The sequence below is a fragment of the Streptomyces marianii genome (assembly GCF_005795905.1).
GTDB classification, from domain to species: domain Bacteria; phylum Actinomycetota; class Actinomycetes; order Streptomycetales; family Streptomycetaceae; genus Streptomyces; species Streptomyces marianii.
The window spans coordinates 56203-70496 of the sequence record NZ_VAWE01000002.1 but is presented as its reverse complement, the minus strand read 5'-3'; the positions used below and the strand labels follow the sequence as shown (position 1 = coordinate 70496).

The following is a 14294-nucleotide window of genomic DNA, read 5'->3' as shown; positions in this document are numbered from 1 at the left end:
TCAATTGTTCACGGGTTCGGGAGGCACCTGCGCGGTGTCCTGTTCGATGTTCACCGAAGGTGACAGCGCCCCGGTCCGCGAAGCTCTGCCCCGCCTATTGGAGGCTCCATCGGTGAGGGTGCCCGGGCTCGGTGGGGCAGGCGAAGATGTTCAGCAGGCCGTCTCGGCCGATCGTGAGTTGCGTGGGGCAGCGGTCCCGTAGGTGCTCGGCGACATCCCATTCCTCGGTGGGCATCCAGCTGCCGTTGGCGCCGCTCCACTCCGAGCTGTCGACGGTCAGCAGCAGGACCATGGGTGCGGCGCAGGTTTCGCAGTTGACCGGGTGCGGGTCGGTCGTGTGCCAGGAGGGGAATCCACCCACGCGGCAGCCCTGGGGAATCGACAGGTCATGGTGGTAGGTGACCGGCTCGTCGTCCAGGCCGCGCTTTTCCGCCTTGCGTTCCTCCGCTTTCTCCCAGGCGTCGATCCTTCTCCACAGCCTGGTCGGCAGCGAGCCAGCGTACGGGTAGGTGACGACCTGTTCGGGGTGCAGCACGCAAGGCTCGGCGACCGCACCCTCGAAGCCGACGAGCATCGGCTGCGGAGGGGCGTCCAGCGGCACAGCGATCTGGTCGGAGTGGCGCCAGCGTACGTGCAAGGCCAGGCTGTGGCGGCTCGGGCCATGTGCCTCGAACGGGCACCAGAGGACCTGGAGCAGGTCGCAGCCGTCCGGGCCGGGCAGGAGGCCGGGCACGTCCCGCCGGTACAGCTGGACCAGGCCGATCAGCGGGATCGGATCACCGTCGGCGATGTCCCGTTCACGGTGCCTGCGGCCGAGCTCCTTGAGCAGGACCCGTTCCTCGTCGTTGGGTCGGTCACGGGCCCATGCATCGGCGAGCACCTGACGCCCGCGACGGATGTCCGCGACGCGGTACCCGCTGCTGCGCTTGTGCGGCTCGGTGCAGACCGGCCACGGTTCGTCGGCCGGCCACAGCAGAGGACCGCCGACCGAGCTGACCGACGCATCCGGACTTCCCGGCCGCGGATGCAGGCGCGTCGTCACACCACGAAGCGCCCCCAGCTTCGGGAAGAGCTTCTCAACGTGCACGGGGCGCGGCGGCGTAGTCCTGGTCATGGCGGAGACCCTAAGCCACCACATCGGACATGATCACGCGTGCCTGTGCTGTCCGAACCCGTGAGCTTTTCGATTCGAGAGAGCGGGCCGGATGACGCCCGGCCAGGTGAACAAGTGCTGTCGTTCTCGCGTACAGAGCCACAAGGCCCGCCCCGAGGCCGACTGCTGCTGCTCCGAGCGCAGATCCGGCCCCAGGCACGGCTCCGCCCATGCGGTCACGCGCGGCTATGCCACCGGCATCCTCCCGCCCACACCTGATGCGTCACCCGCGCGGGGAGGAGACGACGGGCGAGAGCAGCGCCGATGACGCGCGCCTTCCCTTGCCCGTGGATCTGACGGATCAGCTTCTGCTCACACCGTGCCAGGAACGCGTCGGGCTACGCCGTCATGCGCGCCAGATCCTTCACGATGTCCAGGGACGACGGACTCAACCCGTCGCCGTCCGCCTCCTGCATCACCCGACGGGCGAAAGCTCGGGTGGTGCGGCGGGGGAGTACACGGGTGTTGAAGGCCGTCGACGCTCCCAGCATCGTGGTCCCGAGGTGGTGGGCGGCGAGGCTCAGGTCCCGTCGATCACCCGCGGCACGTACGGCGCTCACGAGTTCGCGGGCGCTCTCAGCGACCTCCCGCTGCTCCTTGCGTACGGTGCGGGCCGCGTCGACGGCGACGTACACGAGCACCGGCGCGAGCGGGAGGAGACCCGCCGCGGCGAAGCCGGCCGACATCACCTCATCCCAGCCCATGTCCAGCCACCACAGAAGAAGGGGGGTGACGGCGGCGGTCAGTATCGGCCAGGCGACGGCCGAGCCCCACGCCGCAGCGGTGAACCGGCGGCGCACCGCCGCCGGGGTCAGCGCCGGCGCGGGTGCTTCCTCGTCCTTCATGCAGAGCATCATGCCTGCTCACACGGACAGGCCGCCGCCGAGGGGGCGGCCCGGACGTGCTGATCTGGCCAGCACGCTCGGCGGGCTGATGGCGCCGGACGTGGTGTCCCCCTGATCAAGCCCCGCTTCGTACGGTGTCACCGGGCCGCCCCCGTGCCGGGGTCTCGGGGGCGCGCGAACGGAATGGCCGACCAGCCCTGCTCCAGAACCGCGTTGTGGTCCAGGAACGTGTGCCCTTGGAAGAGCGGTCGCAGCGCCGCGCCACCGCCGGCGGCGCTCGCGCGCAGGACGTCGGCCAGGCTCGTGCCGGTGATGGTAACCGCGTCCTCCAGCTCCTGAATGGAGGTCACGGTCACCGGCACGCTGGTCGACGGCAGCTCGCTCCGGTGCTCGGACGTGTTGATCTGGTGGAACTGCTCCGCAGTGACGACCATGCCGACCATCGGGCGATCCCGCGGGATGTGGTCGAACTCGGGGTGCGCCCCGGAGCGGATGCGGTCGGCCGAGTTGTCGACCTGCTTGAAAGCCTTGCGGAACTGGCTGTCGAGGATCGTGGTGAAGTTCTCCGCGCCCAGGCGCAGCGCCTCGCCCGGCCGGGTCGACTTGACCTCGACCAGCAGCACGAGGTCCGGGAAGACCACGATCCAGTCGACCGACTTCCCGCTCTGCTTCTTGGGCAGCTTGTACTCCACCTCGGGGTGCACCTCGGCGTCGGTCAGCAGGGCGAGCTGCCGGCCCACGTACCGTTCGAACAGGTGGCCCACGTCCCGGGTGAAGGCCTTGCCCCGCTCCGAGTTGTTGTCACCCCCGGTGTAGTACAAGCCGAGTGGCGTGGCCTTGCCGAGCACCGCGGCCGGGACCGGCACGAGGTAGCCGCCGGGCATCCCGCCAACCAGGGGGCGGGCCCGCAGCGGGTTGTGGGTGTAGCGCCTCACGAGCGGGTCGGCGCCGGCAGGGAAGCTCGTACGGAGCCTGAGCTTGGTGGTGGCGAAGTGCCGCCGCAGCACCGCCTTGACCTGTGCGGGAGAGCGCAAATGGTCGAACTCGACGTAGTCGCGTGCCGGGTACCACTCCACAGCGAACCGGCCCCGGCGGCGCGGGTCCGGGTGGAGGGTGGCGCAGGCCCAGACGAGCTCGGCGAGGCCGACGTAGTCGGTCAACGAGCAGCCGAGCAGCTCGTGATCCCATCCGGGACGGATGACTTCCAGACCGCCGTCGGGGTGCGGCGTCTGCTGCAGCAGGGCGACGGACCGGCTGAGCTGTGCGTAGTCGCTCTCCTGCCAGCCGCCCTGCTGGTGCGTGACGCGCTGGAGGAAGCGCTCCAGCCGGAGCCCGCCGGCGGGCTCGTGGGTGATCGGGTCGTCCAGGGCCAGGTAGAGGCCGACGATCTCCGCGAGGTCGTCTCTCGTCGCGGCAGGCTTGGTCTCGCTGCCCAGAGCCAGGGACACCCACGCCACGTCCTGCAGGGCCCACGGCCCGTACGGGCTGAGATCCCGCTTCCCGAGGTCACGGACGGCCGGAAGCCCCGGACTGGTGGCCGCGATCAGCCGGACCAGCGAGTCCGTCGAGTGCCGCAGGACGCGCTCGATGTACCGGTGTTCCGGTACGGGGTGCGAGGGAAGGAGATGCCGCATACCCGGGATTCTTCACCCCGCCTGACCTGCCGCGCACCGAGATTCCCCGCCCGCCAGGACGCCACGGGGCCTCGACCTGCCGAACCATGCCACCGACTTCCTCCGCACCGCGCTCGCCTAGGGCGTCACCCCACGGGTCCTACACCGAGCCCTCGGCCTCCAGACTCCTGAGCGCGCCGGCCGCCGCAGCTGCGACGGGATCCTGCGGCGGGGCAACCTGGACGGTCCGCGAGAGGGCGAGGCGCGCGGTCTCGTCACGGCCGTGCAGATGCGCGGCGATTCCGAGGGCGTACTGATCGGCGGCGTCCGCGAACAGCTCGCGCGCCTGCTTCCAGGCGTCATCGCTCAGGCGGCGGGCCTTGTGCCCGTGATCGCCGTTGTCGGCGCCGGCCGCGTACCCGAGCACCCGCCAGTCCTCGGACTGGCCGCCGTGCGCGCGGAAGAGAAGTCCCGTCGTGGAACCCTCAGGGACGGCGCTGGCCCAGTCCAACGCACGCTGGAACGCGCCGGGGGAGCCGCCCCGTGCTTCCCACAGGCGTTGCAGTTCGTCCTCGGAGAAGGGGCGGTGGATGCCGCAGCGCCGCGCGTCGATGGCGGCCTGGACCAGCCGGTGCCCTTCCGGATGACTCCGCGCTCCACGCCGGTAGTGCTTGATCAGGTTCTCGCCGCCGACGAGCGACTCTGCGAGCCCCTTGCTGACGGGGTAACCCATCTCGCGGAGCCGGGACCGCTCCCGCGGGGACAGCGTAAACGGCACCGGGATGCGATCCGCGTACTCCAGCAGGACCGTCCGCGCCGGCGCGATGGCGGCCGAGCCGTCCCGCAGGACGCGGTCGCACCAGAAGGCGTCGACGCTGGCCAGCACCATGGCGTGCGGGAGGACCTGGTCCAAGACGCCGTGGCCGAGCAGGACGAGGTCGGCCGGCGCCAAGCCGTCGAGCCACAGCACGTGCGGACCGATGCCGCTGAACAGGTCTTCCAGGTCCGGCCGGGCGGCGAGGTCGGCAACGGTGAGCTGGTACAGACGCCCGTGCGGGAGGCCGCTGCGGACCGCCTCGTACATCGACCGCGTGATGCCCGACAGGGGAGGACCGACCAGCAGCACCATGGGGTTCACGGGTCCGGCAGCAGATTCCAGCAGCCGGATGACTTCCTCGACCGGGCCGCTGGGGTCACCGGGCTGGCTCACGCAGAACCCCCCGCAGGAACCGAGGACGTGCCGAAGACCTCATCCACCTCGGCGAGCAGCGCCGGATTGACGATCCGCACGATCGCCTCGACGTCAGCGCGGCTCGCCGCCGGCCACAGTACGGCGCGCGCCGTGCGGTACTTCGCCGCCAGGCGCTCGCGCTTGTCCTGCGGAAGCTGGGCAGCCCGGTCGGGGTGGCTGTTGTGGGCGTTGTCGGCGATCTTCACGAGCGTCGCCGCCGGGTCGGCGGTGATGCGCCGGATCTTCTCCTCGTACGCCGTACCCGGCTGGTTGGTCACCGCCTCGACGATCTCGACGACGCGCGCCGGGACGCCGGCGTCCAGCAGCGCTTCGGCCGTCCAGTCGGTGTCCTCGACGATGTCGTGCAGCAGGCCGGCCATGACGAGTTCGTCCCCGAGCGGCGCGAGCCCGGCGGCCACCGAGCGGACATGTTCGATGTAGGGGCGGCCGATCTTGTCGACCTGCCCGGCGTGGGCGCGCTCGGCCAGAAGGTCGACTTCGCGGACAGACTTCATGCTTCCTCCTTCACCGGGTGGGCCCGGCTTCGACAGCGGCCGTCACCGGCCGGCTGGGGAACACCCTGCCCTGCGCGCGGTGCAGGGCCCGGCGGCGCGCGTGTCCGTCAGCGGGCGGCAGGGCCTCGACGGCGTCGCGGGGCTCCAGTTCACCGGCGATGACGCGCGGCGCCTGGCCGACAGGCACCCTCTGGCCCGAGACGACTCCATATCGCCGCAGGTGGCCGAGCAGGTCCAGAGCGAGAGCGGGCGGCACATGAGAGAGCGTGATCTCCACCTCGCTGGCGTCGTGGTCCAAGGTCACGCTCCCGCCGACCGGCAACGCGTACTGGCCCTCCGGCACGTGATCGCGGCCGGACCAGAACGAGGTCTTGCGGTCCGGTGCGTCGCAGGGCCGCACACCCCCGACACCGTGGATGCCCGGCACGAGCTGCTCGATGAGCCCGTTCAGCCCGATACGAGCCTGCCGATGCGCCTCGCTGCGGTGGGCGTCCGCCAGAGCTTCGCGCAGGGTGTCCTTGTACGCGGGCATCAGCCGCCGCAGGACGTCCGCAGCGATCGCGTCGGGGGCACGGTCCATCGAGACGGTGATCGGCTCCGCGCGCCAGCCGCAGTAGCCGTGGGGGTACCCGGTTTCGACGCGGAGGCGGCGGCCGGCGGGGCCCTTGCGTGAGCGGCCGTGGTGCATGAAGACGAAGTGCATCCCGTCGCGGTGGCGCACCGTCACGTTGCCCCAGTAGGCGGGCAGCATGGTGTGTGTCCAGCCGCCTCCCTCGACGTCACGGGTGTTGAGGGCTTCCGCGATGCCGCGCCCGAGAGCGTCGAAGTGCGTCAGGGTCCGCGCCAGCTCGTCGTTGCGCTGGGCTTCGCGCAGGAAGTCGTCATCGGGGGAGACGAGCACCGAGAGGGCCTGGGCGAGGGAGGGGCTGGGGGCGGGTGTCTGGGGGTCTGCCAAGTTGCGGTCTCCTTCATGAGGGGGCGGCCGGTGGGGGATGCCGGTGGTGTGGCGGGGCTGTCGCGCGTTGCTGACCGGAATGGGCTGACGCGGCGAGATCGGCATGCCCGCCCGAGCCGGCCGGGCCTGGGAGCGGGGCGGGAAGTGATGTTCGAGGAGGCTCACGCCGGCACCGGTCAGCAGCCGGTGCCGCCCGGGCTGCGCTGCGGCAGCCGTGTGGCCGTTGAGTACGGGAACGTGGAGCTGGTCCGGGCGGCTTGCTGCAGCGGATGCGCCGGCCGCGGTCACTGGCTCTCCTTCTGGCCGGAGGCGCCGGTGGACCGGGTGGTGATGCCGGAGTGGCGTTCTCCCTTCACGGTGAGGCTGACGACGAGGTCCTCCTCGTGGCCGGCGGCCAGCTCCCTCATCTCCTTCTTGTAGATCTTGCGGGTGCGTACCAGGCCGTGCTCCAGCAGGGTGTCGAGCGCGCCGGCGATGTCGGAGCCGGAGGGCTGGGCGTGCAGCTGGAGCTGGTGGCCGTTGCCGACAACCCCCTCGATCACGCGGGCGACGGCCTGATGGTCCGTGGTGGGGGAGGGCACCTCGGTGCCGGCTGCGGCCGCGGCGAGCGATTCGAACAGAGCGCGCTCGAGTGGGGTGAGGGGAATCTCGCTGCGGCGCACTCCGGGCGTGCGGTTGTACTCCTTCTCGGCGAACGCGCGTACGCCGGATGCGAGGTAGACGGGCCCGGAGACCAGCTCCTGGACGAGGTAGGGCTCCAGCTTCTTCCGCAGCTGGCTGGCCCGGCTCCTGGTGGTCCCGGTGATCTGGGCGACCTCGGACATGCCGGCCAGCTCGGGGACGAGCGGCTCGGCGAGCCGGCGGTCGAACTCCTCTTCCGTGAGTACTTCGTATCCGGTCATCTGGTGCACCTGGACGACCCCGTGCTTCAGCAGGGTCCCCTGGACGTACTCGACGCCGCGGGCGCCGGCGTCGACGGGGCTGTCCGCCTGGAGAAACAGGCGAACGGTCAGGCCGCCGGCGGGGGAGGAGCCGACGGAGACGTCGTAGCGGGACAGGTCCTCGTGGATGCTGCTGATGATCGCGTCGGACGGCATCTTGCTCACGTCGTACTCGACGCGCACGTTGTAGGTGCTCTCGGTCATGGCTTCCTCATCTCGGGGGCAGGGGCGGTGACGGCGCGGTCGGCCGGGCGCCGGGAGTGTCCCCGGCGCCCCCGGCCGATCAGTGGGTGCGCTGGGGCTTGGGCTTGCCCTTGCTCTCCGTCTCGTAGACGAAGCCGAATCGCTTGAGGGCCGCCTGCGCGTTCTTCAGGCCGCGGTACTCGCTTGGGGTGCTGGGCATCGTGGTGACGAACGTCAGCACCTCTTCCTCCTCGGAGGTGGCCTCGGTGACGACGAGGAACACCCGGTAGTGGTTGTTCTTGGTCTCCACGAACCGGAATCCCTGCTTCTCCGCCTTCTTTTTCAGCTGGTTCAGATCCTTCTTGGTGGCCATGTTCTCCCCTAATGCTTAACGCCGTCAAGAAATATGATCTCACACATTGCTAAACAACGTCAAGCAATAAGGAAAAGTAGCGCGGATGGTGGCACACGGCGGCCCGCCTGAGCCGCCACGCGGCCTTGTCGCGGTCTTGAGCACGGGTCCGGACCGGGTGGTACGGCAGACCGAAGGCGCGGTCCCAGCCCCCGTGCGGCGGCTGGCCGGAACGGGCACAGGCATGCCGAGGCGGGCGCTATGGTGTTCCCGGGCAGGGACTGCTGCCTCCGTCCGCACCAGGTGGCCCGGACCCGCAGGTGCACCAGCGGCGGGAAGAGACGAGTCGTCACGTCAGTTGCACAACCTTCACCACATCTGCCGGTACGCCGGTCCGGGGAGTCGTGCCGCGGAACGGATGCCTCATGTCCAGGGACAGCAACACCATCCGGCTGCGCCAGCAGTACACCGGCGAGCCGCGCCAGGCAGCCCACGCCTTCTACCAGGCCCGAGGCCTGCACTTCGGCCTCGTCCCCGACGCCGCCGACCCACAGCAGCAGCTCCTCGAAGCCGCCGTCATGCTCACCCTCGCCCGTCCCCGCCTGCCCCAACTGGCAGAGGAAGGACCGCGCTTCGGTCTGCGCGGCGTCTCCCCGGACGTCGACCGCCTCGTCCTGTGGCCCGACCCGGCCTGTCTGCCACGGCTCCTGGCACGGCTCCTGCCGACCCGTACCGCCGCGGGCATCGCGGGCGTCGCCGGCCTGCGCGTGAGCCCGCCCGCCGGCCGCACCGACACCCTGCTCCTCGCTCGTCCCGGCCACAGCGCCCACCTGGCCGTCCGCGCCCGGCGCCGGGACCTGACGGCCGCCGAGGAATGGGCCGAGGCCGCCGGCCTCGAACCGCTGTGGACCAGCCGCACGCCCCATGCCGACGAACACGAGGCATGGAACCATCTCGTCGGCAGCCTGCCGACCGAGGAGCGAACCCTGTGGAGCAGGGCCCTGCGCCGCATCGCCCTCCAGCCGGCCGGATCGCGACACTGGGCGGAGCGGCCGCCCACCCGCCAGGAACTCGACGGGCCCAGCCCCCACCGGATCGAGCCCCGCAACGTCGGCCCGGCCGGCGGCCTCGCCCGCGGCGTCATCGCCGTGACCAGCTCACGCGGGCAGGCGGGCCTCGGTTGCACCACCGCGGCCCTCGCCCTCGCCGACGCGCTCGCCCGCACCGGAGCCAGGGTCGCCTTTTTCGGCACCGGCACCGAAGACCCCAACGGGCTCGCCTACCTCCTGCGCGACGAACTCCCGCCCCCCGGAGTGCTCACCGACATCGCCGACGATCTGCCCGGCCGCGGAGCCCTGCGCGCCATGACGCTGCCACCCGACCCCGCGCGCGCCCGCGAGCTCCTGGCCGAGGCCTCCCGCTCCCACGACATGGTGGTCCTGGACGCCGGCGCCGCCTTTCAGATGCGCTACCTCGTCGAGCATGCCGATGCTGTCATCGCCCTGGCCCCCTACCAGCCGGACGTGTGGGGACACACCGAGGACACCGCACGGCTCCTGCAGTTCCTGGACGCGATGTTCGCCGCCTACGTGGAGGACCGCACCGAGATCGAGGACTACCACCAAGCCGAAAGCCCGGACGTCTACGTCGTCGCGGAAGACCGCAACGACGCCGAGAGCTGGTGGGCCGAGTACACGCACATCCCTCCCGTCCCGGACGACTGGCCACGCCTGCCCGCCGAATCGGCCACACCCCATCTGACGTCTTGGCGCCGGGACTTCCTGGGCTTCCTGCACGCCGAGGGGCGCCGCCGACACCCGGCCACCTGGGACGCAGCCACCGCAGTGTGGGCGGACCGCAACCGCGCCCGCAACACCCGAGGCCTCCAGCCCGACGAGGACCCGGACGACCTCGGTGCGTACCTCGGCAAGCACGACATCAGGACCGTCCGGCACACGGCTGATCCCGAAGCCGTCACGGCCTGGCTGCTAGGGCAGTTCGACCACCTCGTCCAGGCCAGGCCGACGCTGCTCCTTTCCCGCGTCCCCGAAGAGATCGACCAGCACCAGCTCACCGAGGTACGCGAACGTCTGCGCGAGCACGGGATCCCGGACACCGTCGTGTGCCCTGAACTGGACGACCTTCGCGAACTGCCCTTCATCGTCGCCGGAGCGGTCACTGGCTGGGACGAGGATGCGGCCGCCGAAAGCCGCCGCACCCTCTCCGACGAGGCTGCCGCCGCCGCCAGCCGCCTCGCCCTGGTTGTCGCCGGCCGCCTGCACACGCGCGCGGAGGCCACCGAGTAGCCTCTCGGACCGGCCGTAGCTGGGGCGTCTATGGGAACTGCTGGGCCACGCCCTACTTGGTCTGCGGCGGGGTGAACAGTTCCACAATGTCGACAGCGAGTGCATCGGCGAGTGCGAAGACGTTGTCCAACGAGATGTTGCGCTTCCCCGCTTCGACTCCCACGTAGTACGCCCGGTCCAAACCCGCCGCCCGCGCCACGTCAGCCTGTGAGCGTCCCGCCTGTGTGCGCAGCTCTCGCAGACGTCCGCCGAACACCTGTCGGCGGGACGGCGCGGCGGGGGTATCGGTCTCATCGGGCACGCATAGACCATCGCACGAGTGTTGCCTATAAGCAACACCAGATGTAGCTTATAGGCAACATTAAGATCCGATGCTCTGAAGTGGCCCTGATCGTGCGAGCGTTGAGCTCACGGAGGTCGCAGTGGAGGCGAATGTCATGACCGGCCAGGAAAGCACACCGACATCACGCGCCGAGGTGATGGACGCCAAGAGTGAGGCGCGCTGGAAGCGGGTTGAGGGATACCGCCGGCAGCGTGGCATTGACTGCGGTTGGGATGCTCAGCTGAAGGTGTCGCCGTACGTCGGTGACTCGTTCGCGCTGATTGAATCGACCGATGACCTCATGCCGGAGGAGGAGTTCTACCTTCAGCACTACGCCACTCCGAAGCAGCGCAAGCGACTGCGCAAGAACTGGAACCGTGCCCTTCGCGGGGCCTACGGCTCGAACCCCACGGGCTGAACTTGCACCTCACGGCCACTCATTGATGTCCGCTGCGAGCAGAGTCGCCTCGTAGCGGACCGCCACGCCAGCTTGTCGCACCGCGCCGCCATAGAAGGGTGCCTTCTGGGACGGATATGGCCGTATTCGGCGTCGTGACGTTCGCGGTAGTCGACCGGGTCGGATGCCTTCGGTCGACCCCCATGTGAGCCACGCCTCTTGTAGTTGCGGGCCTGGTCGGATTTGTCCTTCGCGTCGGCTTGGGCCTGCAGCGCGGTGAAGATCTGATGCCAGGTCCCGTCCCGCTGCCGGGGCCGGAACGAGTCGTACACGCGACGTACTGCTCGGGCATGTCCCGCCAGGGGGCGCTGGTGCTGACTCGGAGCCGTGTGCCGCCGATCAACTGCCGCCGTGTCCATGCTGGTGGCCGCCCTGGCAACCCGCTGCCCAACACACGCGACCCGCCCGGGGAAGACCCCGGCGGCTGCTCCCTCCCAGCCCTGAACGGATGGCCCTTCATGACCGCAGAGAACCCCATAGCCGTCCTCCGAGACCACCTCGACAGCCTGCAACAGCAGTACGGACCCGCTCACCCGCAGGTCATCGAAGCCTGGAGGCATCTGGCCGAGCTGATCGGCCAGCGAGGCGACCCGCGGGGCGCCGCAAGCCAGTACCAGCGGCTCGGTGACACCCTGCGTGAGTGCGTTGGCCCGTACGACGGGAAGGTCCTGGACGCCTATGAGGCGATGGCCCGCTGGGTGGCCGGAGGCTGACTGTACGTGGAGCCGCAAAGGCCGGGCCGCCGGCGGAGCGTCATGTGTCGCGCCCTGCCTTCCTGGCTTTCGCGGCGTCTTCGGTCGGGGCGGTGTTGCCGGCGGCGTCCTGGATCGAGAGGTCCAGGTACAGGCGCGCCAGCGCGATGTACTCGGCGCGCTGCCGGGAGCTGATGCTCTCCCACGACGCCTGGGCTGCGTACGCCTGGGCCTTGTCCCGGTTGGTCGTGTAGTGGTCGAAGTTCGGCTTCATGTGCCGCATGCCGCGGGGTTCCTTCCGGATGGGCCGTGCTCGACGGCCGATATGGACGCCGGGTACGTGGTGACGCGAGTCCGGCATGCCGGCGGCAGCCCAGCAGTCGCGCGTGACGGAGCGGGCTGCTGCGGCTGACCGTAGAGCCGGGCTCGGGGCCGGTGTGGTCCGGTCAGCCGGCGGTGAGGCGAACAGCGTGGCCCGCATGGAGGGCGGCCTCCGGTGAGGCGGCGTCCGGGGCGGCGCTGTCGCAGGTTACAGCCAGGGCGTACCCGCCTGCCCGAAGGGCACGCAGCAGGTGTCCGGGGACGGCGGCTGCCCCCGGGCGCTCGTCAGGGGCGACGGTGACCTTGCAGAGCACCTCGTCACTCGAGTTGATCCACGCCTCGGCGTCGGACACATGGCGCAGGCCGGCCGCTGCCAGGGTCTGTCGGACTTCGCGGAGAAGATCAGGCGCGCTGATCGGACTGGTCATGAGGAAGCGCCGTCCTTCAGGTAGATGTGTCCCTGCTTGAGGGCGAGCCGGTATGGCCGGCGGTTCAGAGGTTGATCAGGTCACGGATTGTGTCGGGCAGCTGAGCGATCTTGGCGGGGTGCTCGAAGTAGTAGTCGCGGACGCGGCCGGCGAGCTCGCGGTCCACCGTCACCGCCTGCGGCGCCGCCGGCAGCCCGAGCGCGGCGCGCGCGTCGCCGTCAAGGTGAGCGGCGAGCGGCTGGTAGTCACGCTCGTCGGCCTGGGCCGCCAGTTCGGCGAAGGTGGGCCGCGGACCGACCTTCGGGAGCGGACCGACCGGCCGCAGGACGGGCTGGTCCGCCATGCGCGAGTCGCGGGGGTTGGGCTTGCGCTGGTCTGTCATGTCGTCCTCCAAGGGATGGTGGCGAGGTTCGGATGCTCCTCACTCTGGGAACCACTCTAGTCTAATTATTAAACTCTGTCAAGTGATTCGGAAAAGTAGGTCAGTGGCGGTGAACCTCGCGCATGTCGACGAGCTGGACCACGACGCACTTCCGTCCGTTGATCGTCACGTTCTCCTGGACGCCCACGGACACCCAGTTCGATCCGCTCTCATGCAGCCGCTCCCGTTCCGCGTTCCCGTACTGCGACACATGGGCCAGGGCGGCTCCCCGGCGGGAGACCATCTCGAACACGACGGCGTGGTCGGCCTCGCCGGAGCGGCCGCCGTCCGACCAGTAGGTCTGGGCGAAGTGCGTTTCTGCTGCCACGTTCGGGCAGTGGGAGGAGGAGAGGAACGACGGGCTGTGGTACCGGCTGCCGGCCGGGAAGTTCTCCCTCGCCCACTGCGCGACCCGGTTGTTCTTGCGGACCTCCAGAGGCGGGGTGAACCCGCGGAAGGTGCGGTGAGGGACCTCCGCCACGCCTGCCGATCGGATCGCCGCGTTGATGTTCTCGGTGACCACCCGCATCGGGGTGTCCATCTTCTCCGCCGGCTGGTCGAGGTCACGTCCGTTGTAGAGGTGGGCGTTGATCTGCTGGTACTGCGAGCCGGTGTAGGTGCTGACCCAGTGGTTCTGCTCGGGACTGAGGCCGGCGGCCCAGGATTTGGACTCCGGCACGAGAGCGCCGGCCCGCTGCATATCGAGCTGGGCCCGGTGCGGGTCTCGGCCCAGGCCGTGCCGCTCCCACGGCCGGGCGGCCTGCCGGCTGCGCGCCGCGGCGATGATCTGCTCAGCGTGGTCGGCCGGGACGCGGTCGTAGATGACCTGCCCGTTCTCGACACGGTACGGCCAGGGGGAGTCGGCCAGCGCCTGGTAACGGCCCTGGTCGAGGCGGTTGAACACGACCCGGGCGTGCGGCGGCTCATCCCCGTCGGCCGGGTACACGGTCGCGGAGCCGGCGAAGTCCTCTCCGCGCCAGGCCACCGTCTGTCCGCCGTCCGCGCGCGGCACGAAGGTGGCGGCTCCACCCGCCCCGCTGGCCCGGGCGAACGCGTCGGCGGCACGGACATGCTCGGGAAACTCCGGCATCTGCGCCGCGCCCCACTCGTCCTCGGGCGGCTCGGGCGTGCGCGCGGGCATCGCCCACGCGACGCGAGGGTCGGCGGCGTTGGGGTACCGGGGGGCCTGCTTGCGGTCGCTCAGCATGGTGCGCGTCGCGGCCGCCGACAGCTTCGCGTTCTCCGCGTACACCTTGGCCTGCTCGTCCTCTCCGTTCTCGACAGCCTGACGGGTCTTGGCCTCCCACATCTGCGCCGTGGCGTACGCGCCGAGCGCAGGGTGTCCGGCGCCGGCCCCGGCGACATCCTGGCGCAGCTGGGCCGAGGCGGCGCGGCGCGCGGCCCGCACGGCCGGGTGGGACGAGCCGCACCGGCGCCCGCCCTTCGATTGCGACCTGCACACCTGAGGTCCCCTCCCTTCCTCGCCCGCGAGCCGCGGGGCTGCCTCCGGCAGGCAGCAAAGTGATCTTGAACGGCCCGGCCTGTGGACAGAGGCCGGC

At 70.4% G+C, this 14294-nt stretch carries 16 protein-coding genes; 3 read left to right on the top strand and 13 right to left on the bottom strand.

Translation table 11 applies throughout. The features are described from left to right. Window positions 1-94 precede the first annotated feature (94 nt). The 8 genes from FEF34_RS38215 to FEF34_RS38180 all read right to left on the bottom strand — a co-directional run bounded on the left by FEF34_RS38215 (window position 95) and on the right by FEF34_RS38180 (window position 7809). The gene (locus tag FEF34_RS38215) at window positions 95-1114 is read right to left on the bottom strand and encodes a hypothetical protein (RefSeq protein WP_138058051.1); all 1020 of its coding nucleotides are present in this window, start codon (window positions 1112-1114) and stop codon (window positions 95-97) included. A gap of 377 nt (window positions 1115-1491) precedes the next feature. After that, window positions 1492-1998: a hypothetical protein gene (locus tag FEF34_RS38210; RefSeq protein WP_138058050.1), complete on the bottom strand. Its 507-nt coding sequence runs from the start codon at window positions 1996-1998 to the stop codon at window positions 1492-1494. 137 nt (window positions 1999-2135) lie between these two features. Further along, window positions 2136-3632 carry a nuclease-related domain-containing protein gene (locus FEF34_RS38205; RefSeq protein WP_138058049.1) on the bottom strand — a complete coding sequence of 499 codons (1497 nt, stop codon included), beginning with the start codon at window positions 3630-3632 and terminating at the stop codon, window positions 2136-2138. A gap of 139 nt (window positions 3633-3771) precedes the next feature. Next, window positions 3772-4821 (bottom strand): hypothetical protein, encoded by a 1050-nt coding sequence (locus tag FEF34_RS38200; protein ID WP_138058048.1) that lies wholly within the window; start codon window positions 4819-4821, stop codon window positions 3772-3774. Next, a complete protein-coding gene (locus tag FEF34_RS38195; RefSeq protein WP_138058047.1) occupies window positions 4818-5357 on the bottom strand; it encodes an HD domain-containing protein in 540 nt (179 codons plus the stop codon). The genes FEF34_RS38200 and FEF34_RS38195 overlap by 4 nt, the downstream gene beginning before the upstream one ends. A gap of 10 nt (window positions 5358-5367) precedes the next feature. Beyond that, on the bottom strand, window positions 5368-6312 hold the full coding sequence (locus tag FEF34_RS38190) for a hypothetical protein (protein WP_138058046.1): 945 nt from the start codon (window positions 6310-6312) through the stop codon (window positions 5368-5370). A gap of 284 nt (window positions 6313-6596) precedes the next feature. Further along, a complete protein-coding gene (locus FEF34_RS38185; RefSeq protein ID WP_138058045.1) occupies window positions 6597-7457 on the bottom strand; it encodes a hypothetical protein in 861 nt (286 codons plus the stop codon). Window positions 7458-7536: 79 nt separating this feature from the next. Next, the gene (locus tag FEF34_RS38180) at window positions 7537-7809 is read right to left on the bottom strand and encodes a hypothetical protein (RefSeq protein ID WP_138058044.1); all 273 of its coding nucleotides are present in this window, start codon (window positions 7807-7809) and stop codon (window positions 7537-7539) included. A gap of 404 nt (window positions 7810-8213) precedes the next feature. Here FEF34_RS38180 and FEF34_RS38175 point away from each other — a divergent pair, with 404 nt between their 5' ends. Then, window positions 8214-10094 (top strand): hypothetical protein, encoded by a 1881-nt coding sequence (locus FEF34_RS38175; protein WP_138058043.1) that lies wholly within the window; start codon window positions 8214-8216, stop codon window positions 10092-10094. 52 nt (window positions 10095-10146) lie between these two features. Here FEF34_RS38175 and FEF34_RS38170 read toward each other — a convergent pair whose 3' ends face one another. Next, window positions 10147-10395: a helix-turn-helix domain-containing protein gene (locus tag FEF34_RS38170; RefSeq protein WP_138058042.1), complete on the bottom strand. Its 249-nt coding sequence runs from the start codon at window positions 10393-10395 to the stop codon at window positions 10147-10149. 121 nt (window positions 10396-10516) lie between these two features. Between FEF34_RS38170 and FEF34_RS38165 the strand changes: the two genes are divergently transcribed. After that, entirely contained in the window at window positions 10517-10834 is a 318-nt protein-coding gene (locus tag FEF34_RS38165) for a hypothetical protein (RefSeq protein WP_138058041.1), read from the top strand. A 497-nt stretch (window positions 10835-11331) separates the two neighbouring features. Beyond that, window positions 11332-11586: a hypothetical protein gene (locus FEF34_RS38155; RefSeq protein WP_138058040.1), complete on the top strand. Its 255-nt coding sequence runs from the start codon at window positions 11332-11334 to the stop codon at window positions 11584-11586. A 40-nt stretch (window positions 11587-11626) separates the two neighbouring features. On the opposite strand, the gene FEF34_RS38150 is transcribed toward FEF34_RS38155, so the two are convergent. The 4 genes from FEF34_RS38150 to FEF34_RS38135 all read right to left on the bottom strand — a co-directional run bounded on the left by FEF34_RS38150 (window position 11627) and on the right by FEF34_RS38135 (window position 14197). Continuing rightward, entirely contained in the window at window positions 11627-11848 is a 222-nt protein-coding gene (locus tag FEF34_RS38150) for a hypothetical protein (protein ID WP_138058039.1), read from the bottom strand. A 163-nt stretch (window positions 11849-12011) separates the two neighbouring features. Then, window positions 12012-12314 (bottom strand): hypothetical protein, encoded by a 303-nt coding sequence (locus FEF34_RS38145; protein ID WP_138058038.1) that lies wholly within the window; start codon window positions 12312-12314, stop codon window positions 12012-12014. Window positions 12315-12378: 64 nt separating this feature from the next. Then, window positions 12379-12696 (bottom strand): hypothetical protein, encoded by a 318-nt coding sequence (locus tag FEF34_RS38140; RefSeq protein WP_138058037.1) that lies wholly within the window; start codon window positions 12694-12696, stop codon window positions 12379-12381. A 100-nt stretch (window positions 12697-12796) separates the two neighbouring features. Further along, window positions 12797-14197, bottom strand: a complete 1401-nt coding sequence (locus tag FEF34_RS38135; protein ID WP_138058036.1) for an ADP-ribosyltransferase family protein — start codon at window positions 14195-14197, stop codon at window positions 12797-12799. Between the last annotated feature and the right edge of the window lie 97 nt (window positions 14198-14294).

What these genes read in the sequence shown, in the direction of transcription:
- FEF34_RS38215 (WP_138058051.1), bottom strand. Translation starts at nt 1,114, where the DNA reads ATGACCAGGACTACGCCGCCGCGCCCCGTGCACGTTGAGAAGCTCTTC.
- FEF34_RS38210 (WP_138058050.1), bottom strand. Translation starts at nt 1,998, where the DNA reads ATGAAGGACGAGGAAGCACCCGCGCCGGCGCTGACCCCGGCGGCGGTG.
- FEF34_RS38205 (WP_138058049.1), bottom strand. Translation starts at nt 3,632, where the DNA reads ATGCGGCATCTCCTTCCCTCGCACCCCGTACCGGAACACCGGTACATC.
- FEF34_RS38195 (WP_138058047.1), bottom strand. Translation starts at nt 5,357, where the DNA reads ATGAAGTCTGTCCGCGAAGTCGACCTTCTGGCCGAGCGCGCCCACGCC.
- FEF34_RS38185 (WP_138058045.1), bottom strand. Translation starts at nt 7,457, where the DNA reads ATGACCGAGAGCACCTACAACGTGCGCGTCGAGTACGACGTGAGCAAG.
- FEF34_RS38180 (WP_138058044.1), bottom strand. Translation starts at nt 7,809, where the DNA reads ATGGCCACCAAGAAGGATCTGAACCAGCTGAAAAAGAAGGCGGAGAAG.
- FEF34_RS38175 (WP_138058043.1), top strand. Translation starts at nt 8,214, where the DNA reads ATGTCCAGGGACAGCAACACCATCCGGCTGCGCCAGCAGTACACCGGC.
- FEF34_RS38155 (WP_138058040.1), top strand. Translation starts at nt 11,332, where the DNA reads ATGACCGCAGAGAACCCCATAGCCGTCCTCCGAGACCACCTCGACAGC.
- FEF34_RS38150 (WP_138058039.1), bottom strand. Translation starts at nt 11,848, where the DNA reads ATGCGGCACATGAAGCCGAACTTCGACCACTACACGACCAACCGGGAC.
- FEF34_RS38145 (WP_138058038.1), bottom strand. Translation starts at nt 12,314, where the DNA reads ATGACCAGTCCGATCAGCGCGCCTGATCTTCTCCGCGAAGTCCGACAG.
- FEF34_RS38140 (WP_138058037.1), bottom strand. Translation starts at nt 12,696, where the DNA reads ATGACAGACCAGCGCAAGCCCAACCCCCGCGACTCGCGCATGGCGGAC.